At 34.3% G+C, this 19927-nt stretch carries 32 protein-coding genes; 9 read left to right on the top strand and 23 right to left on the bottom strand.

The annotated features are described in order from the left end of the window. Window positions 1-496 precede the first annotated feature (496 nt). Window positions 497-904 (bottom strand): helix-turn-helix domain-containing protein, encoded by a 408-nt coding sequence (locus JJC05_RS01770; RefSeq protein WP_088394327.1) that lies wholly within the window; start codon window positions 902-904, stop codon window positions 497-499. 182 nt (window positions 905-1086) lie between these two features. Between JJC05_RS01770 and JJC05_RS01765 the strand changes: the two genes are divergently transcribed. Together JJC05_RS01765 and JJC05_RS01760 are read left to right on the top strand one after the other, a co-directional pair. Then, window positions 1087-1350 carry a hypothetical protein gene (locus JJC05_RS01765; protein WP_088394330.1) on the top strand — a complete coding sequence of 88 codons (264 nt, stop codon included), beginning with the start codon at window positions 1087-1089 and terminating at the stop codon, window positions 1348-1350. Window positions 1351-2133: 783 nt separating this feature from the next. Continuing rightward, window positions 2134-2313, top strand: a complete 180-nt coding sequence (locus JJC05_RS01760) for a hypothetical protein (RefSeq protein WP_235878074.1) — start codon at window positions 2134-2136, stop codon at window positions 2311-2313. A 148-nt stretch (window positions 2314-2461) separates the two neighbouring features. Here the strand turns inward: JJC05_RS01760 and JJC05_RS01755 are convergent, their stop codons facing one another. The 22 genes from JJC05_RS01755 to JJC05_RS01655 form a co-directional block, all read right to left on the bottom strand. Next, a complete protein-coding gene (locus tag JJC05_RS01755; protein ID WP_258929402.1) occupies window positions 2462-3163 on the bottom strand; it encodes a DNA adenine methylase in 702 nt (233 codons plus the stop codon). 199 nt (window positions 3164-3362) lie between these two features. Beyond that, the gene (locus JJC05_RS01750; protein ID WP_165764164.1) at window positions 3363-3524 is read right to left on the bottom strand and encodes a hypothetical protein; all 162 of its coding nucleotides are present in this window, start codon (window positions 3522-3524) and stop codon (window positions 3363-3365) included. After that, window positions 3524-4069: a hypothetical protein gene (locus tag JJC05_RS01745; RefSeq protein WP_235878072.1), complete on the bottom strand. Its 546-nt coding sequence runs from the start codon at window positions 4067-4069 to the stop codon at window positions 3524-3526. The genes JJC05_RS01750 and JJC05_RS01745 overlap by 1 nt, the downstream gene beginning before the upstream one ends. Before the next feature lie 3 nt (window positions 4070-4072). Further along, window positions 4073-4462: a hypothetical protein gene (locus JJC05_RS01740; RefSeq protein WP_088420403.1), complete on the bottom strand. Its 390-nt coding sequence runs from the start codon at window positions 4460-4462 to the stop codon at window positions 4073-4075. Window positions 4463-4555: 93 nt separating this feature from the next. Beyond that, complete coding sequence (locus JJC05_RS01735) at window positions 4556-5287, bottom strand: hypothetical protein (protein WP_235878071.1); 732 nt, start codon at window positions 5285-5287, stop codon at window positions 4556-4558. After that, window positions 5284-5748: a hypothetical protein gene (locus JJC05_RS01730; protein ID WP_258929401.1), complete on the bottom strand. Its 465-nt coding sequence runs from the start codon at window positions 5746-5748 to the stop codon at window positions 5284-5286. The genes JJC05_RS01735 and JJC05_RS01730 overlap by 4 nt, the downstream gene beginning before the upstream one ends. Continuing rightward, window positions 5738-6577: a nucleotidyltransferase gene (locus tag JJC05_RS01725; protein WP_235878070.1), complete on the bottom strand. Its 840-nt coding sequence runs from the start codon at window positions 6575-6577 to the stop codon at window positions 5738-5740. The genes JJC05_RS01730 and JJC05_RS01725 overlap by 11 nt, the downstream gene beginning before the upstream one ends. A gap of 1 nt (window position 6578) precedes the next feature. Beyond that, on the bottom strand, window positions 6579-6878 hold the full coding sequence (locus JJC05_RS01720) for a hypothetical protein (RefSeq protein ID WP_235878069.1): 300 nt from the start codon (window positions 6876-6878) through the stop codon (window positions 6579-6581). Further along, on the bottom strand, window positions 6850-7395 hold the full coding sequence (locus tag JJC05_RS01715; protein WP_235878068.1) for a phage holin family protein: 546 nt from the start codon (window positions 7393-7395) through the stop codon (window positions 6850-6852). Before JJC05_RS01715 ends, JJC05_RS01720 begins: the two co-directional genes overlap by 29 nt. Continuing rightward, the gene (locus JJC05_RS01710) at window positions 7392-7673 is read right to left on the bottom strand and encodes a hypothetical protein (protein WP_235878067.1); all 282 of its coding nucleotides are present in this window, start codon (window positions 7671-7673) and stop codon (window positions 7392-7394) included. Before JJC05_RS01710 ends, JJC05_RS01715 begins: the two co-directional genes overlap by 4 nt. Beyond that, window positions 7670-8158: a hypothetical protein gene (locus JJC05_RS01705; RefSeq protein ID WP_235878066.1), complete on the bottom strand. Its 489-nt coding sequence runs from the start codon at window positions 8156-8158 to the stop codon at window positions 7670-7672. The genes JJC05_RS01710 and JJC05_RS01705 overlap by 4 nt, the downstream gene beginning before the upstream one ends. Further along, on the bottom strand, window positions 8128-8631 hold the full coding sequence (locus tag JJC05_RS01700) for a hypothetical protein (RefSeq protein WP_235878065.1): 504 nt from the start codon (window positions 8629-8631) through the stop codon (window positions 8128-8130). The genes JJC05_RS01705 and JJC05_RS01700 overlap by 31 nt, the downstream gene beginning before the upstream one ends. Then, window positions 8628-8969 carry a hypothetical protein gene (locus JJC05_RS01695; RefSeq protein WP_235878064.1) on the bottom strand — a complete coding sequence of 114 codons (342 nt, stop codon included), beginning with the start codon at window positions 8967-8969 and terminating at the stop codon, window positions 8628-8630. The genes JJC05_RS01700 and JJC05_RS01695 overlap by 4 nt, the downstream gene beginning before the upstream one ends. A gap of 122 nt (window positions 8970-9091) precedes the next feature. Beyond that, the gene (locus JJC05_RS01690; protein WP_235878062.1) at window positions 9092-9628 is read right to left on the bottom strand and encodes a hypothetical protein; all 537 of its coding nucleotides are present in this window, start codon (window positions 9626-9628) and stop codon (window positions 9092-9094) included. Further along, window positions 9621-10208 (bottom strand): DUF6046 domain-containing protein, encoded by a 588-nt coding sequence (locus JJC05_RS01685; protein ID WP_088392825.1) that lies wholly within the window; start codon window positions 10206-10208, stop codon window positions 9621-9623. The genes JJC05_RS01690 and JJC05_RS01685 overlap by 8 nt, the downstream gene beginning before the upstream one ends. Continuing rightward, the gene (locus tag JJC05_RS16380; RefSeq protein ID WP_258929400.1) at window positions 10201-10335 is read right to left on the bottom strand and encodes a hypothetical protein; all 135 of its coding nucleotides are present in this window, start codon (window positions 10333-10335) and stop codon (window positions 10201-10203) included. The genes JJC05_RS01685 and JJC05_RS16380 overlap by 8 nt, the downstream gene beginning before the upstream one ends. A gap of 56 nt (window positions 10336-10391) precedes the next feature. Then, on the bottom strand, window positions 10392-10745 hold the full coding sequence (locus JJC05_RS01680) for a hypothetical protein (RefSeq protein ID WP_235878061.1): 354 nt from the start codon (window positions 10743-10745) through the stop codon (window positions 10392-10394). A 27-nt stretch (window positions 10746-10772) separates the two neighbouring features. Continuing rightward, the gene (locus tag JJC05_RS01675; protein ID WP_235878060.1) at window positions 10773-11192 is read right to left on the bottom strand and encodes a hypothetical protein; all 420 of its coding nucleotides are present in this window, start codon (window positions 11190-11192) and stop codon (window positions 10773-10775) included. Then, entirely contained in the window at window positions 11192-12430 is a 1239-nt protein-coding gene (locus tag JJC05_RS01670; protein WP_235878059.1) for a DUF2586 family protein, read from the bottom strand. The genes JJC05_RS01675 and JJC05_RS01670 overlap by 1 nt, the downstream gene beginning before the upstream one ends. A 7-nt stretch (window positions 12431-12437) precedes the next feature. After that, complete coding sequence (locus JJC05_RS01665) at window positions 12438-12737, bottom strand: hypothetical protein (protein WP_235878058.1); 300 nt, start codon at window positions 12735-12737, stop codon at window positions 12438-12440. Window positions 12738-12747: 10 nt separating this feature from the next. Beyond that, window positions 12748-13668, bottom strand: coding sequence for a hypothetical protein (locus JJC05_RS01660; protein WP_235878057.1), 921 nt, complete (start codon window positions 13666-13668; stop codon window positions 12748-12750). Next, window positions 13668-14741 (bottom strand): head maturation protease, ClpP-related, encoded by a 1074-nt coding sequence (locus JJC05_RS01655; protein ID WP_235878056.1) that lies wholly within the window; start codon window positions 14739-14741, stop codon window positions 13668-13670. The genes JJC05_RS01660 and JJC05_RS01655 overlap by 1 nt, the downstream gene beginning before the upstream one ends. Before the next feature lie 139 nt (window positions 14742-14880). Here JJC05_RS01655 and JJC05_RS01650 point away from each other — a divergent pair, with 139 nt between their 5' ends. Genes JJC05_RS01650 through JJC05_RS01620 form a run of 7 tightly spaced genes read left to right on the top strand, consistent with a single transcriptional unit; the run spans window position 14881 to window position 19925 of the window. Then, window positions 14881-15150 carry a hypothetical protein gene (locus JJC05_RS01650; RefSeq protein ID WP_235878055.1) on the top strand — a complete coding sequence of 90 codons (270 nt, stop codon included), beginning with the start codon at window positions 14881-14883 and terminating at the stop codon, window positions 15148-15150. Beyond that, complete coding sequence (locus tag JJC05_RS01645) at window positions 15147-15332, top strand: hypothetical protein (RefSeq protein WP_235878054.1); 186 nt, start codon at window positions 15147-15149, stop codon at window positions 15330-15332. Before JJC05_RS01650 ends, JJC05_RS01645 begins: the two co-directional genes overlap by 4 nt. A 2-nt stretch (window positions 15333-15334) precedes the next feature. Next, window positions 15335-16915, top strand: coding sequence for a phage terminase large subunit family protein (locus JJC05_RS01640; protein ID WP_235878053.1), 1581 nt, complete (start codon window positions 15335-15337; stop codon window positions 16913-16915). Then, window positions 16915-17340: a phage protein Gp36 family protein gene (locus tag JJC05_RS01635; RefSeq protein WP_235878051.1), complete on the top strand. Its 426-nt coding sequence runs from the start codon at window positions 16915-16917 to the stop codon at window positions 17338-17340. Before JJC05_RS01640 ends, JJC05_RS01635 begins: the two co-directional genes overlap by 1 nt. A 52-nt stretch (window positions 17341-17392) precedes the next feature. Continuing rightward, window positions 17393-18640, top strand: a complete 1248-nt coding sequence (locus JJC05_RS01630; protein WP_235878049.1) for a phage portal protein family protein — start codon at window positions 17393-17395, stop codon at window positions 18638-18640. Window positions 18641-18675: 35 nt separating this feature from the next. Then, window positions 18676-18972 carry a hypothetical protein gene (locus JJC05_RS01625; RefSeq protein WP_235878047.1) on the top strand — a complete coding sequence of 99 codons (297 nt, stop codon included), beginning with the start codon at window positions 18676-18678 and terminating at the stop codon, window positions 18970-18972. 29 nt (window positions 18973-19001) lie between these two features. Beyond that, window positions 19002-19925, top strand: a complete 924-nt coding sequence (locus tag JJC05_RS01620) for a phage minor head protein (RefSeq protein ID WP_235878045.1) — start codon at window positions 19002-19004, stop codon at window positions 19923-19925. The last annotated feature ends 2 nt before the right edge of the window (window positions 19926-19927 follow it).

The raw sequence follows: 19927 nt of genomic DNA, 5'->3' as shown, positions 1-19927 counted from the left end.
TAAACCATACGTTTAATTTTCATAAAGAATTTACACAAATTATACCAGCATATAATTTGTGTAAACATTAAAAACAAATATACAAAAGTTATATTAGTTCATTCTAAAAACACGACAAAGACAAAATAGTTTGTGTTAAACTGACAGATTAGGTAATAAACTTTCTGATGAAAACGAAAAGATAAAAACACACGAAAAATTTACCACAAACGTGTTTTACTATATCAAAAATAAAAAATCCGCAGTCTTAAAATTCTAAACTATTACTTTATCCATAATAAGTTTCTAAAGCTTATTTGAGTTAAATAAACAAGATTAACACAGACTGTAAATATTTTCTGATAGGAAAATAGAATTTAAACACTTTTAAAATAATAATAAAAAAAGCAACTACTTCTATTTTAGAATGAAAACCTATAAAATCTAATAAATAAAGAGACTAATTATCAAATAGTCCTTTTATTTATAATATATTTCTACACAAAATAAAAAATACCTAAAAAGAATTCTTTCTTACGCTATTTATGTATTTAATCCTTTCCTTATAAACCTGAATTAACTCTATATTATGGTAGTAGTCAAGGGAATTAGGATTTAAAATCTTCAAAATCTCCTCACGTTGATTGATTAATTCATTCAAATGATGAATCGTTTTTTCAAAATCATTTTCCGTGTAATATACTTCTGAAGGTTCTTTTACCTGATGAACATTTGATAAAAACTTCTCCAATATTTGATATTTTGTTGTTGGTATTTTCTTCCCATTTTCATAACCATTATAAGTTTGAAAAGAGACCCCTATTAAATCCGCTACTTCCTTTTGGGTTAAACCTTTGATTTTTCTAGCCCTTTTTAATTCTTCTGGATTCATAGATTTTCTTACAGTTTCGTTTAATTTTAACATTGTTTTTTATTTTATAAATTATTTGATTTTTTACTTGTTTTTAATCAAATATTTTATAAATTTGTATATCTGATTTATATAATTTACACAGGTAAATTATATTGCTAGTTTTCACAAATAGTTTACACAAATTGTATAACAATACAATTTGTGTAAACATTAAAAACAAATATACAAAAGTTATGTCAGTTGATTCTAAAAATACAATGAAGAAGAGAGAACTCTCTACATTAAAACGAATAGAGTTAATTCAGCGTTCAAGTAAGCTTTTGATTGGCTTTTTTAATAAAGGATTTAGAAGTTTTGATGCTTTTAAAGCTGTAATTCAAAATTACTATCCAGAAATACCAGAGTCAAAGGTTTTTGATTTTTGGCATTTTAGAAACATAAACAAAGAAATATGTGATAAAATAGAACAAGTTTTAGAATTATTAGTTAATCAATGATGTAATTTTTAAAAAGAACAATGAGTAAATAATGCTAAAAAACTAAATTATTTATCAAATTACAACCGTATATATAACATTTTTAATGCTATATCTTTAATGATAAATTTTAAAAAGCTTGTTAAGATAAAATGGCGTTAATCAAATAAAGTTAAAAAGAGATAGTAACTTAATGAAAAATGGCTAGTACTATTAAACATATTCTTTGTTAATATTGAAAATAATATATGAAAACTATAAAAAAAGTAAGGATGTGTAATAACTGTTTAATCTGGTTGTTAATTGGTGTCGTATTAAATTTATTGGTTCAAACTATTTTGTATTTGATATTATAATTATACCGAATAATATATTTTAAAAAGCAAAAATTGCTTTTATCTTATTAAAAAAATCCAGAATAAAAGATCGTAAATGCTTTTAGGTTTTTCCGTATCACCTATTAAGTTTAAGTTTTTAGTTTGTTTTTTAGTTTTTTTTTGATCTTTAATTGTAGGGCTGGTTAATAAGACAGTATAATCGGGAAAACCAAAAGTAAAGTTTTTTTTAGATATGAACAGCAGTAATGGGCTGGAAAAAATTCCCAAAATATCACTTCACAATGCAGACTATCGCATAACGCTTGGCAACTTGCAGTTGGTTTATCAAAAAGAAACAATCATGAATGAAAACAAAATAAAACCATCCTAAGACTCTAACAATATAAACCAAATCAAAAAATACTTTCAAAAAGACTACGACGTGTTGTTTTTCCAACGTATACTTGCCGTGTAAAAAAACGAAAATATGAAAGCACAAGTATTACAATTCTTAACAACTGACCCAAAAAATAAACGAGGTAAAATTGGAATAATAATAAAAACTAATGAAGAAGATGAAGTATATACATTGCTATTCGAGGATGGTGTTACTGGACTATACTCATTCGATGCGGTGAGTATTTTAAAAGACTTAAAGCCCTTTTAAATCTACTTTAAAAGGCTTAAGTTTATCTAGCAAGCTTATAAATCATTATATCTGTATAACTCGATTGATGAGTAACATTTGTATTCATTGTTTCCATTTTAGAGCCATTGAAAGGATTCGCTAAAGTCGAACGGCTTTCAATCCACTCTCATAACTCCACAATTTGACTTTTATTAGAAGTAAAATAAAAGTAATTCGAACCTTCAAGCACGTTTAGTACGTCCAAATAATCCCTTAACTTCCAATAGCCTTTATAGGTGCTTGCGTCAGTAGATAAGTACGGTGGGTCGACCAAAAACACAATGTTTTTACAATCCTTATACTTTTTGAAAAGCTCTTTGTAATCCATTTGAACGACTTCTATTGCGTCTAAATAACCCTCTGCGGTATAGTTGGATTGGCGCACGCAATTGTAAAGCGTTGACTTTTCAATTTCATTATAGCAAGTTGCATAGTTCATTGAAAACAGAATTGAGCTTGATATCGTTATGTAATCAACGTATCCTTTTGCTTCTTCTAATTTGATCCGCTCTAAAATTTCCTTACGCGCTTCTTCTTTAATGATTTTGTCTTTTGGGTGGTTTGCTAATATTTGTCTAATATCACTTAGTAAAACGTTGGTTTTATCAATGTTTGCCAAGCGTTCGCTATAGCCGTCGAAGTCATTGTAAACTACTGTGGCATTTGGGTAAAACGCTTTAACGGTATGACTAAGTAAACCCGAACCGCCGAACATATCTATATAAATTGCATCAGATGGGAAATCGTTTAAAGCTGGTTTGAATTTCTTTAAAAATTGGCGTTTTTGCCCCATGAAAGGAAGGGGTGCACTTGAAAAAACTTTTTTCATTTCTTGATTTTTTTTGATTGATGATTGATTAATTAAATTTGATGATTATCTTTGTAACTCCTAGGAATGTTTTAAATAGTAAAGCCACCATTAAGAAGACTTTTAGTCCTCCAACGGTGGCTTTGTTGCTAATTTAAAATACCCTAGGAAAGTTTTTAATTTGTTGGAGGACTTTTTTTATTCTTCCCTCCGAAAGAAATTACTTTACTGCATCTTGCGAAAAGATTAGACCAATACCCGCAAGTACAGCCGTTAAAGATTCAATAATTTTTGTTTTATCATTCACGAATAATAAAACTCCTGATGCTATGGAAACAACGCCAGCCGACGTGGTTTTCCAGTTTTTAAAAATTAATCCCATTATTTTTCAATTTTTATTTTAATGATTTCCCCACCTAAACCTAAACATAAATAGCGGACGGCATCGATAGTTTTTATAAACAAGTTCCCCTGTGTTGCTGATTCATTATCTACAGATAATACAATTGCGGTACCCTGTAAGCTAGGAAGTTTAAAAATCCCTTCCGTGTTGTTATCGCTAGGAATGATCGCTATATGTTTATTGTTTCCTTTGTTTAGGAAAGAGATCTTCGTGTTTGTCAGTTCTAAAGAAGAAAATGAATCGCTAAACTCAAGACCATTTTCTTTAAATGTTGTTTTATTATCTAGGGCGGTTCCATATTCGCATGTAGAGGATGTCGTTAGTATTCCTTGCAATGTTGGTGGGACAATTATACTACGCTTATCGACTTGTTTGATCATTCCAGAATGATCACGGACTAAAATATTTTCTGAGCCTGTGCCTGCGGGTACGCTGGTCAATTTCAAGGGTTTCACAATAGTGTGTGTCTGTGCGTTTGCTATCATCCCGATAGCCAAAGCGCAAAATATATTCAATAGTTTCATTTTTTACATTATTTTAATAGATGATTGTTTAATTTCTGTCATATTTACGATATCGTAAGAGGATATATTATGTATATCGCCGTCTATATACACCCCCTCTATATACACATCGCCAATTATTCTTTTAACAAAATCCCCTCTTTCTAACACGCTGTTATTTGAATTTGGGGAAACTTTAAATATTAGAAGTTGCCCAACTGGAACGATGCGGATGTTTTGTTGGTTTTGAGAAATATTGTTTATAGCATCAAAAATTCGTTCCATTCCTTCAATTTGCGTAATAGGGATTTTGTCCATTTTATGCCAAAATGAATCCCACGTAGCACTAAACTGGTCTTGCGTTGGTTTCAGACCTGTTTTAAAAAAACTTTTTATTACATCGATTGCTATCATTATTTTATTTTCCTGTATAAATTATAAAATGTACGACCAAGCATGGGTTTAAAAAATCAATCTCTATTTGATTGGTCGCGGATGTTCCAATACTTACATCTCGTTGTGAAGGTTTGAAATACGGGGTGCCACCGCACGGAGAACTATCTGTGTTCCCCTCTTGTTCGATTGTTCCCGTTGTGAATTTAAATTCTGGAATATGCTCTTTTGATAGTTTTTTTTGCGAGATCCTAAAGGAACTAATAATGCGTCATAATCTGACTGACTACCGTCAAAACCCAGTGGCATTCGTCCGTGTAAGGGTGTAAACTCTTCCCAACCTTTGGGAATTTCGTTAGATGGTCTGCCCCATATAGCAATCATACCTATAGGCACGTTTGCCATTGGTCTTTCTTCTAATTGTTTCACACGCTGGATTAGCTTTTCCAGCTCGGTTTGTTCTGCTTTCTCTTTTGTCAACTGAATAGTTGATTTTGGGCGTTTAAAATCCGACCAGTTGTAAGTCGTATTTCCTATTCCAAAAGTGGCAAACCGAATAAACAAAACGTCTTTTTCTTCGCCGTTTTCAAACTCTTTTTTTATGGGCGTTTCAACAATGATAACGGTAGTGGTAGGATTGCCCCCGCGAAACTCCAACACTTCACCATTTATAAAGACTACTCCATTTGATATTACTCCATTATTATTTTCACATCCTGAAATAACAGCTAAATCTCCAGCTATATTCCCTAGACTGTTAAATATATTGTAGGCGGTTTGCATATCGTTTAATACTTCCGTTTCCAACGGAAAGCCCTCTGATTGATTGAAATTTTGCTTATTCATATCTTTTCTATTCTGTATCGTTTACCTGCTAATTTGTAATATTTTATTAAAAATTTCAGTTTGTGAATGTTTAGTTCTACAATCTCTTTTGGTGCAAAAACCACAAAGTCAACCCCTGTATTTTCAAATTCCGTTTTGTTGTTAATAAATACCTTTCCTAAATAAATAGGCTTTTTTTCTGCTTTTGTATAGATGTATTTCCGTTTGAATGATGTACCATCGTCAATCCGAATACGCCTTTGTCGGGTGTCTAGTTCGTCATTTAAAACCTTTCGTAACTTGCATCTTTGCCCGTTATGGTTTAACATATACCAATCACTTTGCCTTTTTTGTTTCCATTGGTAATACACCTCGTCAATTGGTTTAACCAAGCAATGTAAATAGGCAATCGTTTTACGTTTTCGTAACGCTATAGGCAATAGTAGTACTATTAACTTCTTATAATCAACCTCAAACCACATATTTAAACACGCTTTGATTATCTATTTCAAAATACCCAGCCAAAGGGATCGTTTTCACATTTATAGCCGTGAAAGGCGTGTAAGTGTTAGTGGTCAAATCTAAGTAACTACTTTGAATGGTAGTTATGTTTACGTTAATCACCCCGTCAACACTTCTAAGATGAGCAATCAAATCGTTAACCACTAATTCACCATCAAAGGGTAAGTTTTTTAAATATTTTTTTAAATCAATTTCTACTGTTTTACTTCCAAGCCTAACGTTTGTCCCTTTGCTATCAAATAATAGTGGGTCGATATAAACGTCCATTTTTAACAGTAATTTGTCCGCTGGATTATTGATAATTAAAAGTTTCACACCCGCAAAACTTACTTCTTTCATATAAGCGGTGAAGCTTCTAATTTCATCTGCTGAAAGCTTGCGCAAATTATCGCCTTGCTCACCTGCCACTTTCAAAATCACCTTACTACTTTCTAAGCCTTCCTTAACAGAACAGTACTTTACAATCTTTGAAGTTTCAATTTGTTCGGTTGTCGCTCCTTGGTTATTAAACTGGTCATCGTCTGGTTTTAAATTAAACCCAAATTGAAAGGCTAACGCCATATTTCTATACCAACGTAAAGTACCGGGCTTGTACTCGTAAATAGCGGTGGTGATTTGGATTTTATGAATCGAAAACAATTGATCTAAACTCCAAATAGCTACTGCTACTATATAACAAAAAAGTCTGTAAATTGCCGTTTTACTTGTGCTGTTTAACTCTTGCAAGTCGGGATGATTGGCAATGTTTGCCAACATATTCCCGTGTATTTCTTCGATGCTTCTTGCCATATTATTGTACTGTAAAATCAAAACCAATGAACATATAGCCTATGCCTTGGGGTTCTAAGTTTTGGATTTGGGTTTTACTTAAACCTGTTGCTGGTTGTTCGTTTGTTCTTCTTAGATAATCAGCTATTTCTTTACTTGCGTTATTAGTTCCTATAACTAAAACAGTAGAAGTTTTTAACTCTTGCGTAATTGACAGGTTGTTTTGTAAAGCCAATTCAAAAAGAGTTTTTATACAACCTGTATGCTGTATGGCTATATCTAGTAAGGACTGATTACTTAAAACTGTTGCTTTGCTCTGCATCTAACTCAAACTTTTTATAAAATTGTTTATTGATGATTTTTATTAATATAGATGCGTATTTATAGCCTAGATTGTTCAGATTCTCGAGCAATGATATTAACAATTGCCAAATCATACCCAAGAGAAATACCCAATATAACCACATAAAAGGATCTACTTCATATCCCATTATACTTGGAAATTGTGAGTTTTTCGAAAATTGATTTAGAATGTAGATTGGAACTAAATACGTTGCAATTTTCAATAGCATACGCCCAAATTTTCGACTTGAATGATTTTCTCCTTTTTTAAATGAAGCTTTAACGCCCGTGAACCATTCAAAAATGAGTAACACAACGTAAGCAGTAAAAAAAGCTATATTAAAACCAAACAACGTGTTTACTGAACAAAATACAAATGCTAATAAGCTATCCAAAAGGATTATTTTTTTATCCATCGTATGTCCGAACGTACTCTTTAAAAAGTCTTTAAAATCCACAAAACCAAATCCATCTAGGATATAATTAATCGTTTTCATATATCAATTTTTAATTGACCGTTAGTTAAGTTAATCTTACATTTTTTATAATTGTCGTGTTCTAGCTGAATTTTTAAATCTCTTTTAAATTCAACCTCCGACACATTTGTTTTTAAATAATTCACTATTCCAAAACCAAGAGTAGGATGCTGTTTGTATTCACCTTTTACGGCTTCCAAAATATGCTCTACGTGCATCTGGTCTGATGGAGCTAATGAGAAATCACCATTTATAAAAGACAAATCACCATCTTGGTCTAATTCAAAATCTTTATTCATTTGAGTAAATTTTTAAACTTTTCTTTCAAGGCTTCAATAAGTAATTTTGAATCAGGTGACACAGTTCCGATACCATTTGGAGTGGTAATCTTCAAGTTGTTTATATTTGCTATCAAATCATCAAGTAAACTCCCTAAACTATTTTTACCGTCAAAAACTTCGAGCTTATCGTTTTCGAGTTTTAGAGAAATAGAACCTACTTTTGTTTCAATACGTTCTATTTCACTATATCCAACTATCAGTGTTTCGCTTGGCTGGTTTTCAATTTCAAGCAAAATTACTTGACTGTTTATTTTAGGTATTACTTGAATGAAACTCTCTTTTTTTTGCTCCAAGGCACTAAAGCGAACATCTAGTAAATCTGCCCTTCCTTCACGTTTAACAGTACAAGTATTGTCTTGCACACTTTCAACTATACCTAATGAGGTGACCGCTTTTAAATGTTTGGTAACTTCTAAGGCAACGGCACGGCTAAACGCTTCCATAGTTTTACAATTTTATAAATGAGCCACAGACAAAAAATACTTGTGAATAACTTACCCAAACTACACCACAACGTTTCCCACCAAGTGAGTGGTTTCTTTATTAATTTGGGAGGAAGCGCCACCGTTTTAACTTTCGTCTCACTGATATGCTTTTCTTTCCATTGTAAAAAAAGCTTTTGCGCTTCCTTTTTACAATCCACGATAAGCATACCGTTTACAAGTGTTGTCCTAATCTTTAAAGGTTCTTTAAAGATTGTTTTAACATTGGCTAAATCTTTTTCTATTAAAACAGGTTTATTATTTTGGCACTCGATAAGTGCTTTGTAAAATGTACTATCAGCTTGCACTTCAAATACGGTATCTTTAACGATGGTTTCGATTATCTTTTGGTTTTGCTCCTGTTCAATTGGCTTTGCCGTTTTGCAAGAAAACAACAATCCCAACATTACCAATACGAATATTTTTATTTTCATTTACTTAGTTTGTAAGACAGCTTACTTTGTCTTTTAAAGCCGTCGGTTTCGTTTAATACTATTTTTACACTCTCAACCAAATACCTACCGTCTCGATGCTGGTCAGGATAGTTTGGGTCTTTTAAATCTATGGTATCCCCATGTTGTACTAGAGGAATTGCCCAGCCATCAACTGTACCACTATAACCACTACGTGTACGGTTTTTGTGTTCGTTTTTAGCCAGTTGCTCAATTGCTTTTTGAGCCATATTTAAAGGAGCATTAATACTAATTTCATCTCCTCCCTTTTCTCCGTATTCGTAGAAAACATTTTCTTTACCTTTTTTTGGTGAGGTCACTTTTATCAAGACCTTTCTTGATTCGTTCGTTTCGAATTTCAAAGCGGTTGATTTTCGTATGTTTATTCCAAAAACATAGTCGTGATTTTGATGCGGTTTTAAGTCAATCAGCAAGCTTACTATTAACTTTTCTCCTTTGAAGTAAAACCACAAACGGCAATCCTTTTTAGTCTTTCAAAAACATCAAAAGGCGTAGCGTTGTCTATCATAAACTTACCTAAGTCCATATCAATTACCTCGCTTTGGTAATTAGGAAGCAGAAAGTTTACAATATCTTTAAGCTTGCAACTACTAAAAGTTTTACTTACTTTAGGTAGTTTTTTGAGCCTGTACATTTCATCCTCACACTCTAAAATCAAAGGAATATCAGCACCTACACTAGAAATATAACCCTCAAACTCTTTGACTAGCTCACCATTGTAACCCGCTTCAACTACAACAGTATCCCCTTTATTTATAAGCTCGAAAATGCTTTTGTAAGCAATTGTATCAGTTGTACCGTTTACTTTTAGATTTCGAAACCCCCTTGGTAGTTCTATTTTTGCTGTATCGGAAAACTTATCAATGCTTTTTTCAATTTCTATACTTTTCACCTGCGTAATAACAAGCTTCCCGCCAATAGTAATTTTAATGTTGATATTGTAATAATGGCTATTCATTTGGGTTTGATAAGGAATAACTAACTTCTTTAATACTTCGTGCTGACAAGTTAAATCTTACCGTGTCAGCAAAGCCTTCCAAAGGTTCGATGTGAACAGCTTGAAAATAAACGCTATCAATGTCTTTATCTAAAAACTGATTTCCTGAAACCTTTACGATATTGTTATAATCGAACAGCTTTACGAGTTCTTCAATTTTTTCTTGTGGATAGGCTCTGTTTTCAACATCTATTAAAATTCCTGTAATATTGATTATCCAATTAGAAGTACCCCAGCGCTCTACTACCATATTGTCAGAACCACTAACTTCGGTTTCTATTAGCCTTTTCTCTTTTGAAAAATTCATCATAAGAGGGGGGGCAAAAATTCCAGTATCATCAAGCAACATTGCTCCGAATACCATTTTATTTCCATCAAACTTAAAAATGACCTCTTCCTGTGTTTCAGACTGTTTATCGTAGTATTCTACTTTGTACTTATTGTCTTCCTTAACTACAACCGCCTTACTTTGAAATGCTACTCCGAAAGCAGTAGCGTATCGCATAGCAAGATTTATAAGTATTGAAGCTCCATCATCCATTACCTGACATTTTAGAAATTCCTAATATCCCTTTTTCTGAGAGCCATTGTATTTGCGCCCATTTGCTTGCCCAAGTTTCATCATCTAACTCTTCGGGGAAAGGGATATGCAAAAAGTGACTTATCATTGCATCCACTTTAAAATACAAATCCCCATCATCCTTATAGTTTAAACTTAATTCCTCTAGGCTCTTTCCGACTTTCCCTGTCTAATAGGCATCAGTTCAGTTAAAGCAGTAAAGGCAGCGTAAAACAATCCATCATCTGCCAACACTTTTTCTTTATCGGTCAACACACAGTTTTTAACTACAATTTCCTGCGCTTTCAAAGGGTCAATGCGTTCGTATTTTTGATACTGCCCAATAATTTTGCGTTTTGGCACTACTGCCATAACTTCAATAAATTTAGTTTCGTCTTCGTTTGCTGGTAAGGTTAATTTTCTTAAATCCTGACCGTGTTCAATTTTAAGAGAGCTAATAGTTTCCTCAGCTACTTTTTGAATAGTTTCTTTATTTTCTTGGTTTTCTGTATGCGACATTTTTGTTTTTTTTAAAAGATTAATAATTTAGGATGCAATATTTAACACCACATCAAGAGCAAATAGTTCGTATTGTTTTTCCAGCCCCATGTCTCCAGTAACTTCACGTCCTTCGTTTTTGAATTTAGCGACCACTTTATCAACAACTATTAAATTGTATTCGTTTATAAATTCAATTGTAATAGTAAATGGTTTAATATTCAGCAAGCTATTTCCTTGCGATGCTACCTCCAAAGGGACTGCGTCGTGCATTGCTAAAGTCATCGAAGCCGACGGGGTTATTTTCCCCATACTCCACGAAGTGGCTTTAGCTCCTAACGAATGGTTTAACTGATGCTCCTGTTCGTTACCGTATGATATGCTTTTTACCTCGATAGGCACACCGTTAATTTGGACTTTAACGTCGGCACTATCATACGCCTTTGAATTTCTAATTAAGTCTGCCATTACGTTTGTGTTTTAAGGTTAATAGTTCCTTGAATTTCTCCAATTGTTCCTTTGGGTACGATAACAAAAGACACTAGCAATGTTTTTTGAACCAATAAGTCAGATTTTTTGTCAACGATGGTTTTACCGTATGAAATATTCCCTTCCTTGATCATTTGGGCAAAAACTTTATTTCCAATATCTTCTAGTGCAACAATTGTTGCTGGCGACAAAGTCCCCGTTGCTTTATCCACAAACCAGTCGGTTTTAATTTTGGGTAAATAAGCAGCTCTAAGCTTTCTAACCGCCTTGTTCATAGTTCTACCGTATGCTACTGTATGCTCGTTAATCACTTTGTCAGTATCCATTTTTATAGGCGCACAAACGTGGTCGTTGTTTATTCTAACTCCAGCTAACCCTGTGTAATTGATTCCAAAAACAAAACCCTTATTTTCCAAAGTTTGTAAATCAGAAAAGCAATCAATGTTTAATACATTAGAGGACAGGGCTGGTTCTAACCATGCGTCCTTTGTCGCATCCGTAATATTGAAAAGCTCATTATTTCCAATGTTCTGATGTACTAGCGCTTTTGACGCTACTCCAAGAACAGTTCCTATATCAGCGTATTTTTTTGCTAACCCTGTTTTACTTTTAGCATATTGATAATCTTGACCAATAAACACAGTCACCTTATCGGCTTCTAAATTGGTTAAGTCTCTCAAATTGGCAACAGCCGAAGCAGTACCTGAATAATTATACCCTTCTAAGAAAATTTGACAAGGCATATTATTTTCATAACTCCAGTTATAAAGAGCTTGAGCTTTAGAAATGCCATCAATAACATTTTTAGGAAGACCGTTTAACATCACTGGAACATCGTTTGCAGGTAAATTAACCGCAATCCCTAAAAGGGAAGCATACCCACCAGCAAAAACCAAAAGCTTTTTTGCTAATTCCGTCATTTCGGTGATGGTTTTATTTTGTTCTACCAGCATTATGTATAAAGGATTGCCCTCTTTAGCTAGACGATAATATTCGTCTATATGCCTGTATACATTCACATTGTTAGCCGTGTCAAATTCAGAAGTAATGCCTTTTGCTTTGGCATCATTCCGATTGTAAATAACAAAAGATTTTTGATGCTCCATTCCTTGTGGAACTGGTGAAGAAACAACAAGAGCGGTAACTCCTTCCGAGTTATCCAAAATACTCGCGCCTTGCTTTCCTTTTTGTAAATTGAATCCTTTTAAATCTGCCATTTTACTACTATTCTTTTGGCGGTTCTTCGTCTGTTTTTTCTGTTAGATTGAATACCCCTTGTTGATTATTTTTATTTGTATTGTTTGGCACTACTTCTTCACTACTAAAGGACTCGTCTTCTTTAGGAAGCTTTTCACCTAATTTTTCAGAACGTGTAATAACTTCTAGTTTATCCTTTTCCTTCGTGCCGTTCATCGCCCAATCTTTACAGGTAAAGTATTCGCCCTCGACTGTTAAGAAAACAGCCTTTAACTCAGGTTGTTTTTCTAATATTTGTAATCCAATTGCTTTTCCTTCTGTTGTCATAAGTTCTAGTTTATGCGTTATCAGAAATGATTGCACCAAATCCATGTTCTTGCACTTTATCGCACAAGCCGTAAGCGTGTAAACGTAATTCGCTTTTAGGGTCGGCGCTTCTTGTATCCCCTGACATTGGTTTATATTGAACCTTAACATCTTCAATATGGTAAACTGTGTTTGGTTGATAAAAGAAGATTGACCCTTTTTGGTCGCCTTGAACAGTAGTTGAACCCAATGATTTTAATTTACCATTGCTTCCATATAAAGGAGTAGTTGCGTTTTCAAAAAGATTCAAATTATAGAATCTTTTAATTTTTCCTGTCAATGGGTCGAATATCAAATTATCCTTATGACTGTTAGACCCCGCCTTATCCTGCATTAAATCCATACGATGTGTGGTGTTCAAAATCATATATAAAGCTTCTTGGTCAGTTAAATTTAAACTAGCCACTTCCTCTAAGAAGTTTAACATATCTGCATAAGTCAAACGTTTTCTACCGTTGATAACCACACCAGTTGTTCTAATAACTGGCATTTTACCTGCCTTATGTTCTGATGGAGCAATTTTATTCAAAGCATAGTCACGAACTCCAATTTTGAAACTTTTGAAATGCTCTTCCTTAATAGCACTTTCTTTGTTAAATGCTAAGTTTCTAGCTTCACTATCGGTACATTCAGTAGGCGTTGTGTCTAATTTATCCCACTCGACTAATGTTTTTTCACCAGTCATTTTACTGGTAGTAAAATCGTCGGATTTATTAACATAGAAACCTACGTTATTAATAAGTTTATTAAATCGAATACCGTCAGCAGTTACGGCATTAGGATTTGGCGCTTTTAAAACGCCTATAAAATCATCGTTGTAGTTTCTGAAATCTTCCAGTAACTGTGGCTCTACATACTGCTGTAACCATAAACCTGTATTAGTAGTAGGCATTATTTTTTATATTTTTGATTGAACAATTTTTTAAATTTTTCAGGATTTGCAGACGCCATAACTTCCAATCCTTTTGGGTCTTCTTTCTGCCATTGGTCAAACGACCAGTTTTCGCTACCTTCAAAAGCATCGGCATTTGTAATAAGTGCTGAAATATTTGGTGCTTGTGGTTTAATTCCTTCGATTAATTTTGCAAGATCATCAAAGCCTGCTTTTTCACCAATACTTTCGTACAACTGCCTGTCTTCTTTTTTGAATACGCCTTTTGCTTCGGTTCTATCCAAATAAGCTGTTAATTGGCTTTTCTTGTATTGGTTTAACTCTTCTAAAGCGTTGTCCTTTGCCTCACGCTCTGTTTTAAACTGATTTTGTAAAGCTTCTAAAACTGCGGTATCGGAGCTTTGAGCCGTTACATTAGGCAGGTTTAAAGCCTGAATGATTAACTGTTTCATATTATCGTCTAATTTTTGACTGTTAAAGTTTGCCATTGTAAGTAGCGAAGCATAAGCTGAAAAAACATCGCTTGGTTGCATTTCTTGTGGTTGAATTTCAATAGCTGGTTCAACTACCCAAGGCACTACCTCGCTCACTAAACCCATGTCTAAACACTCTTGCGCATTAAACCAGTGGTCGCCAATCATAAGCTTATTTATTTCCTCAGGGTTTAAGTTCGTTTTAGCGGAAAGAAGTTCTTTGAAGTTTTCTTCCATTTTTCTAAGCAAAGAAGCTTGACCTTCTAAATCGGACGCCGTTCCACCGCCGTACAAACTGGGAGCATGAATCATTACAAAACCGTTATCTACTATCTTAACCTTATTGGAGGCTAGAATGATTATGGCTCCCATGGATGCGGCTATACCATCAACTATTATATCAATATTGCTTTTGCTTTTGTTTATAGCGTTAAAAATTAAGTTGCCATCAAACACACTACCGCCGTCGGTGTGTAATCGAATTGTAATATCCGAGTAAGAAGATTCTAAACGGTTTAAGGTTTCGCAAAACCAAGCTCCGTCTCCTTGCCAAATGCTACCGTAAGCGTGTAGTGTATTTTCAATGGTTTTAATTAACATTACTTATTATTTCTAGGTTGTCGTTTTATTTGATGCAAACATAAAGCAGGTTTTTGGGTTGTTTTTTTCTTAGGGAAGGGTTGCACTTTTATTTAACTTGCTGTTAATGAGTGGGTAGTTTTGAAAAAATATTATTAAAATGACAAAACTTACTCGTGTAAATAATCACCCGATGTACGCTATTTGTGAGCGTATGTATGTAGAGGAAGGCTTGAACAAAAAAGCAATCGCCAATGCTACAGGAGTATCAGAACAAACCATAGGTAAATGGAGTAAAGGCGTAGGAGAAAGCAATATCTCTTGGGATGAAAAAAGAATCAATACAAGGCTACTCCACATAATATTAAAAAAATGCTTATTGATGAGCTTTCACACCTTGCATCAGGTGGAGAGGCTACCCTTGACGTGAAAAGCATAGCCGAAGTTAGGAGAGCAATTGAACAACTATCCGATAAAACATCGGTACAGGTTGTTTTTACAGTCTTTAAAGAGTTTGACCAATGGATGGCAAGCCAAGAGCCTGATACTGCTATACTATTCTTGGAATGGCATAAAATGTTTTTACAACACAAAGCACTACAGGAGGGGTAGCAATGGCTGAGAAATTAAATAAAAACATAGAAAAATTACTTGCAAGTTATGAGGAGCATTGTAAAAAAATCAAGCAAATTAAAAACGTTAATGTTAACGAAACTCCCCAAGAACGCCGTAAGAAACGCCTTGAACTAGAAAAAAATTATATAGACTGGTTTGAGGCTATTTTTCCTCTATACGCAAGAGTTCCTTGCGCTCCATTTCATAAAAAATTAGCTAAGCTAATTATTGAAAATGAAGTTGTGGACGTACTTGCTGAGATTTACCGTTCAGGAGCAAAATCTGTACATCTTTCGCTTGGTATTCCTTTGTTTTTGTATGCTACTGGCAAACTTCGCTTTATGCTTTTAGCATCACAAACAGAGGACAAAGCAAAGAAACTCATTAGTGACATTCAGGCGAATTTAGCCCATAACCCGAACTTTATCCATTACTATGGTAAGCGATTTAAGTTTGGAGATTGGTCAAATGGTGATTTCACCACCTCAGACGGTGCAAAATTTATGGCATTGGGTGCAAGCCAATCCCCAAGGGGTTTACGTGAAGCAAATTCACGCCCTGACTATATCGTTATAGACGACGTTGACACTAGACAACGATGCAATAACGATGAGCTGTCTAAAAAACTATTCGACTGGGCTTGGGAGGACTTAAAAGGAACATTTGACGAAGGTAGTCCACGCAGACGATTTATAGTAGCAAACAACAATTTTCACAAAAACACTTTAATCAATCAGTTAAAGAAAGAATTTCAAGGCTACATTCAAAAAGCTAAAGAAAGCGGTTTTACAATACGCCACTTTATAGTGAGTGTTCCGGCGGTTAAAAATTTAAGCACGTTTGAACCCTCATGGGCAGAAAAAACATCGGCGGATTATTGGCGTGAAAAGTTTGCTACAACGCCTTACCGCTCATTTATGCGGGAGTACCAACACATTCACATTGTAGAAGGTTCAATTTTCAAAAATGAATTTATCGAATATTGCACGCCTTTGAAGTTGAACAAATACGAAGCATTGGTTTTTTATGGGGATTTATCATATAAAGATGCGGGTGACTTTAAAGCAATGGTTTTTGTTGGTAAGATAGGTTTAGAGTTTCATGTACTGGATTGTTTTGTAAGGCAAACCTCAAAGAACAATACAGCACTTTGGTTATATGATAAAGTTGCACATGAAGGCTTGCTAAATCTAAATGTTAACTACTGGATTGAGGGATTATTTGCAATGGACGATTTTGTAAATGACTTTGACAATGTAGGCGCACAACTAGGCTGGTACATTCCTGTAAGAGCTGACAAAAAAAGTAAGAGCGACAAATTTGACCGTATTGAATCAATGGCGGGATATTTTGAAAGAGGAAAGGTAAAGTTTAGCAAATCGCTTGAAAATAGTAACGATTTTAAAGAACTATTAAACCAGCTTTTAGCCTTCCAAAAAGGAAGTGGCGCACATGATGATGCACCCGATGCGTTACAATCGGCTATAGTTAAGCTCAACACAGCATCCATTATAAATACTATTCCACCAAAAATGGTGAGCAGAAAAGAAACAATTAACAATCAAAAAAACAGGTTCTAATGGGATTCATTTTAGAAGAAGATTATTCCGTATTAATACGCAATGAGATAAAAGACATATTGCTCGAGAATTATTCACCGCAAAAGTTAAGCATTGCTCAAGATATGGCTATAAGTCAAATAAAAAACTATTTGAGTGGCAAGTTTGATGTAGCTACTATTTTTAAAGCCCAAGGTATGGACAGGAATCCGCACCTTGTAATGGTCGTTATTGACTGCACGCTTTATCATTTATATACTTCTATTAATCCCAAAAAGATTACAGAAATTCGCTCGCAACGTTATCAAGATGCAATCGACTGGCTAAAAGAAGTAGCCAAAGGCGAAATCACGCCCGACCTACCCAAGCTAACTGATGCAAATAACCAAATAATGACTGGTTTTAAGATCAGCAGTAAAAACAAACCGTCTAATCATAGATGGTAACTCTTTAAACCATCTTTAAACTTCTTTTTAAGCCATTAAAAAATAAAACACAATGAAAGTATTAGGTTTTGAATTTTCCGTTAAAAAAAATAAGGTTTCTGCGATTCAAGAAAAAACACGCACAAACACCAATCCCGCTATTTTGAATATCGTGAGTTCTTTTAAAGATAACTCACGAAAAGACATCAAAAAATGGAGAGATGCTTTAGCTATGGCAAACCACCCTAAAGAACCCAAATTAAACTTATACTACGATTTACTGGACGACTTACTTACAGATGGACATTTGCAAAGTCAAATCCAAATGCGTAAAATGGCTACACTAAATACTGAGTTTGAAATTTACAATAGAAAAACAGGTAAGGTTAATGAGGAACTAACAGGTTTAATAAACAACCAATGGTTTTATGAACTCTTAGAGATAACCTTAGATAAAATCATTTTCGGACATACACTAGTAGAGTTTAAGGAGTTCTCGGGCGATAAAGTAAAATTATCTGTTATCCCAAGGCGTAACGTAGTACCTCCATTTAAACGTATTTACCCTGATTTATCAAAGCGTGAATTTATCCAGTACGATGATGAAAGCTTTAAACCTTGGTTATTGGCATTGGGTAATGATACCGATTTAGGAATTATAAACAATATTATCCCTAATCTTATTTGGCTTAGAAATGTATTTCAGTCGTGGGCTGAGTTTTGCGAAAAATTCGGTTTACCACTCATTACCGCTACCACTTCTACTGGTGATAACGCTACAATTGAAAGAGTACACCAAATGCTTTTAGAGCTAGCCGAAGCATCTGTAGGTACATTCCCGTATGGTACAGAAATAAAGTTTAATGAAGCTAACAGAACCGATGCGTTTAGAGTATATAAAGAGTTTATACAATCGAATGCCGAAGTAGTAAGTAAATTACTTGTTGGGAGTTCTACGCTTTCAGAACAGGCTGGCAATCGCTCACAAACCGAAGTACACGAACGTACTTTGGATGGTAAAATTGCAATGGCTGACAAACGGATGATTGCCTTTGTGGTTAATGACCAGCTTTTTGAGTTGTTGATACTTCAAGGTTATAAGATTACCCCTGATGATATGTTTCGTTTCAAAACAGCACAGCAAGAAGTAGATATTGCACAACTTTGGACTATCACCAGCGGAATTATGAATAACGGTTACACTATTGATACGAACTGGTTATCGCAAACTTTCAATATTCCATTAACATTAAAAGAAGTAAGCGCACCAACAAATAAAATTGACACATCGGCGCAAGTAAAAAAAAATCCCAACCCGTAGCTTATAGCGTGGCTAATAAATGTGGCTGTGAACCTTTGGCACTAGGTAAAAGTATAAGTACATTATTGGATGCTCTTTGTAAAGAACTGGCGCTTTCACTTTGGAATGGAAAGGAAACAAAGGGAATTTTAGGACGAATGATACAAGCAGAAGGACTGGAGCTTTTACAAGGATTACGCAATGATTTTAAAACGATAAACCCTTATACTGGTGCTGATGTGCTTGCATTGCAAATGATGGAGTATAACATTTTCATGTTTGCAACTTCAAAAGCTGAGAAACGAATGGCATCGATGACAGAGCTTTTAATTAACAAGGATAAAAAGAACTAAGAGATTACCAACAATTCGAATTGTTATGTATGCAAGAAACGGAGAATTTAAACCGTAGCCACTTGCGTACAGAATACAATTTATCGGTTGCCGTTGGTCAAAATTCAGCTTCTTACTATCGATTCATGGAAGAAAAAGACACCGTAACCTCATACGTACAATACCAAACCGTGGGGGATGATAAAGTACGTTCCTCACACGAAGTATTGAACGGTAAGGTATTTAACCTTTCAGATAAAGAAGCTATGGACTTGTTTCCGCCTAATGGTTTTGGTTGTCGTTGTGAAATGCTTCAATACATAGGCGAAACCAAGGGGGTGGTGACCAAAGGAGCAGATGCAAAACGTTTGCTCGAGCTTACTGATTCCAAGTTTAAAGGTTCATCATTTGAAGTTAATCGAGGTGATTTAAAACAAGTATTCACTAAAAAAGAGTTTTACGTTGATGCAAAAGGATTGCCTGAAAAAATTAACGATATGACTTTTGATAAGTACAATTTGAAACTTTATCAAGACTTTAAAGATTCTTTAAAAGCAATTGAACTGGATGGAACTATTACCCCTAAAAATGTAAAAGAGCTATTCAAAAAAGAGAAAGACACTAACTATATGGGCTTTTCAGATTATTTGGATAGAAAAATGATTTTATCAGAAAAGGATTTCGATAGACACACGCAAGGCTATTACACAGGAAAGGATGAACTGAGACATCAATTATTCCCACACATTCAAAAAGTTATTTCAAATCCTGATGAACATTGGTATTTTGACTATAAAAACAACGGTCAAAAGTTCCAAAGTCGATATATCAAGTTTTACAAAGATAAAGCGTTAGTTGTTGATTGCGATGTAGACCCAAAAACCAAGGCTTTGAAAATTAACACTTGGTATACTATGAAACAAGCAGACCACTTCGTGCGAAAAGGTCTGCTTGTAGAGAGGAAGAACCCTTAAAG

Source organism: Flavobacterium davisii (assembly GCF_019565505.1).
Classification (GTDB): Bacteria; Bacteroidota; Bacteroidia; order Flavobacteriales; family Flavobacteriaceae; genus Flavobacterium; species Flavobacterium davisii.
This window is presented reverse-complemented; position numbering and strand designations above follow the sequence as displayed.

Excerpts from the sequence above, each read along its gene's own strand:
- JJC05_RS01770 (WP_088394327.1), bottom strand. The coding sequence starts at position 904 with ATGTTAAAATTAAACGAAACTGTAAGAAAATCTATGAATCCAGAAGAA.
- JJC05_RS01765 (WP_088394330.1), top strand. The coding sequence starts at position 1,087 with ATGTCAGTTGATTCTAAAAATACAATGAAGAAGAGAGAACTCTCTACA.
- JJC05_RS01760 (WP_235878074.1), top strand. The coding sequence starts at position 2,134 with ATGAAAGCACAAGTATTACAATTCTTAACAACTGACCCAAAAAATAAA.
- JJC05_RS01755 (WP_258929402.1), bottom strand. The coding sequence starts at position 3,163 with ATGAAAAAAGTTTTTTCAAGTGCACCCCTTCCTTTCATGGGGCAAAAA.
- JJC05_RS01750 (WP_165764164.1), bottom strand. The coding sequence starts at position 3,524 with ATGGGATTAATTTTTAAAAACTGGAAAACCACGTCGGCTGGCGTTGTT.
- JJC05_RS01745 (WP_235878072.1), bottom strand. The coding sequence starts at position 4,069 with ATGAAACTATTGAATATATTTTGCGCTTTGGCTATCGGGATGATAGCA.
- JJC05_RS01740 (WP_088420403.1), bottom strand. The coding sequence starts at position 4,462 with ATGATAGCAATCGATGTAATAAAAAGTTTTTTTAAAACAGGTCTGAAA.
- JJC05_RS01735 (WP_235878071.1), bottom strand. The coding sequence starts at position 5,287 with ATGAATAAGCAAAATTTCAATCAATCAGAGGGCTTTCCGTTGGAAACG.
- JJC05_RS01730 (WP_258929401.1), bottom strand. The coding sequence starts at position 5,748 with ATGTGGTTTGAGGTTGATTATAAGAAGTTAATAGTACTACTATTGCCT.
- JJC05_RS01725 (WP_235878070.1), bottom strand. The coding sequence starts at position 6,577 with ATGGCAAGAAGCATCGAAGAAATACACGGGAATATGTTGGCAAACATT.
- JJC05_RS01720 (WP_235878069.1), bottom strand. The coding sequence starts at position 6,878 with ATGCAGAGCAAAGCAACAGTTTTAAGTAATCAGTCCTTACTAGATATA.
- JJC05_RS01715 (WP_235878068.1), bottom strand. The coding sequence starts at position 7,395 with ATGAAAACGATTAATTATATCCTAGATGGATTTGGTTTTGTGGATTTT.
- JJC05_RS01710 (WP_235878067.1), bottom strand. The coding sequence starts at position 7,673 with ATGAATAAAGATTTTGAATTAGACCAAGATGGTGATTTGTCTTTTATA.
- JJC05_RS01705 (WP_235878066.1), bottom strand. The coding sequence starts at position 8,158 with ATGGAAGCGTTTAGCCGTGCCGTTGCCTTAGAAGTTACCAAACATTTA.
- JJC05_RS01700 (WP_235878065.1), bottom strand. The coding sequence starts at position 8,631 with ATGAAAATAAAAATATTCGTATTGGTAATGTTGGGATTGTTGTTTTCT.
- JJC05_RS01690 (WP_235878062.1), bottom strand. The coding sequence starts at position 9,628 with ATGAATAGCCATTATTACAATATCAACATTAAAATTACTATTGGCGGG.
- JJC05_RS01685 (WP_088392825.1), bottom strand. The coding sequence starts at position 10,208 with ATGGATGATGGAGCTTCAATACTTATAAATCTTGCTATGCGATACGCT.
- JJC05_RS16380 (WP_258929400.1), bottom strand. The coding sequence starts at position 10,335 with ATGATAAGTCACTTTTTGCATATCCCTTTCCCCGAAGAGTTAGATGAT.
- JJC05_RS01680 (WP_235878061.1), bottom strand. The coding sequence starts at position 10,745 with ATGTCGCATACAGAAAACCAAGAAAATAAAGAAACTATTCAAAAAGTA.
- JJC05_RS01675 (WP_235878060.1), bottom strand. The coding sequence starts at position 11,192 with ATGGCAGACTTAATTAGAAATTCAAAGGCGTATGATAGTGCCGACGTT.
- JJC05_RS01670 (WP_235878059.1), bottom strand. The coding sequence starts at position 12,430 with ATGGCAGATTTAAAAGGATTCAATTTACAAAAAGGAAAGCAAGGCGCG.
- JJC05_RS01665 (WP_235878058.1), bottom strand. The coding sequence starts at position 12,737 with ATGACAACAGAAGGAAAAGCAATTGGATTACAAATATTAGAAAAACAA.
- JJC05_RS01660 (WP_235878057.1), bottom strand. The coding sequence starts at position 13,668 with ATGCCTACTACTAATACAGGTTTATGGTTACAGCAGTATGTAGAGCCA.
- JJC05_RS01655 (WP_235878056.1), bottom strand. The coding sequence starts at position 14,741 with ATGTTAATTAAAACCATTGAAAATACACTACACGCTTACGGTAGCATT.
- JJC05_RS01650 (WP_235878055.1), top strand. The coding sequence starts at position 14,881 with ATGACAAAACTTACTCGTGTAAATAATCACCCGATGTACGCTATTTGT.
- JJC05_RS01640 (WP_235878053.1), top strand. The coding sequence starts at position 15,335 with ATGGCTGAGAAATTAAATAAAAACATAGAAAAATTACTTGCAAGTTAT.
- JJC05_RS01635 (WP_235878051.1), top strand. The coding sequence starts at position 16,915 with ATGGGATTCATTTTAGAAGAAGATTATTCCGTATTAATACGCAATGAG.
- JJC05_RS01630 (WP_235878049.1), top strand. The coding sequence starts at position 17,393 with ATGAAAGTATTAGGTTTTGAATTTTCCGTTAAAAAAAATAAGGTTTCT.
- JJC05_RS01620 (WP_235878045.1), top strand. The coding sequence starts at position 19,002 with ATGCAAGAAACGGAGAATTTAAACCGTAGCCACTTGCGTACAGAATAC.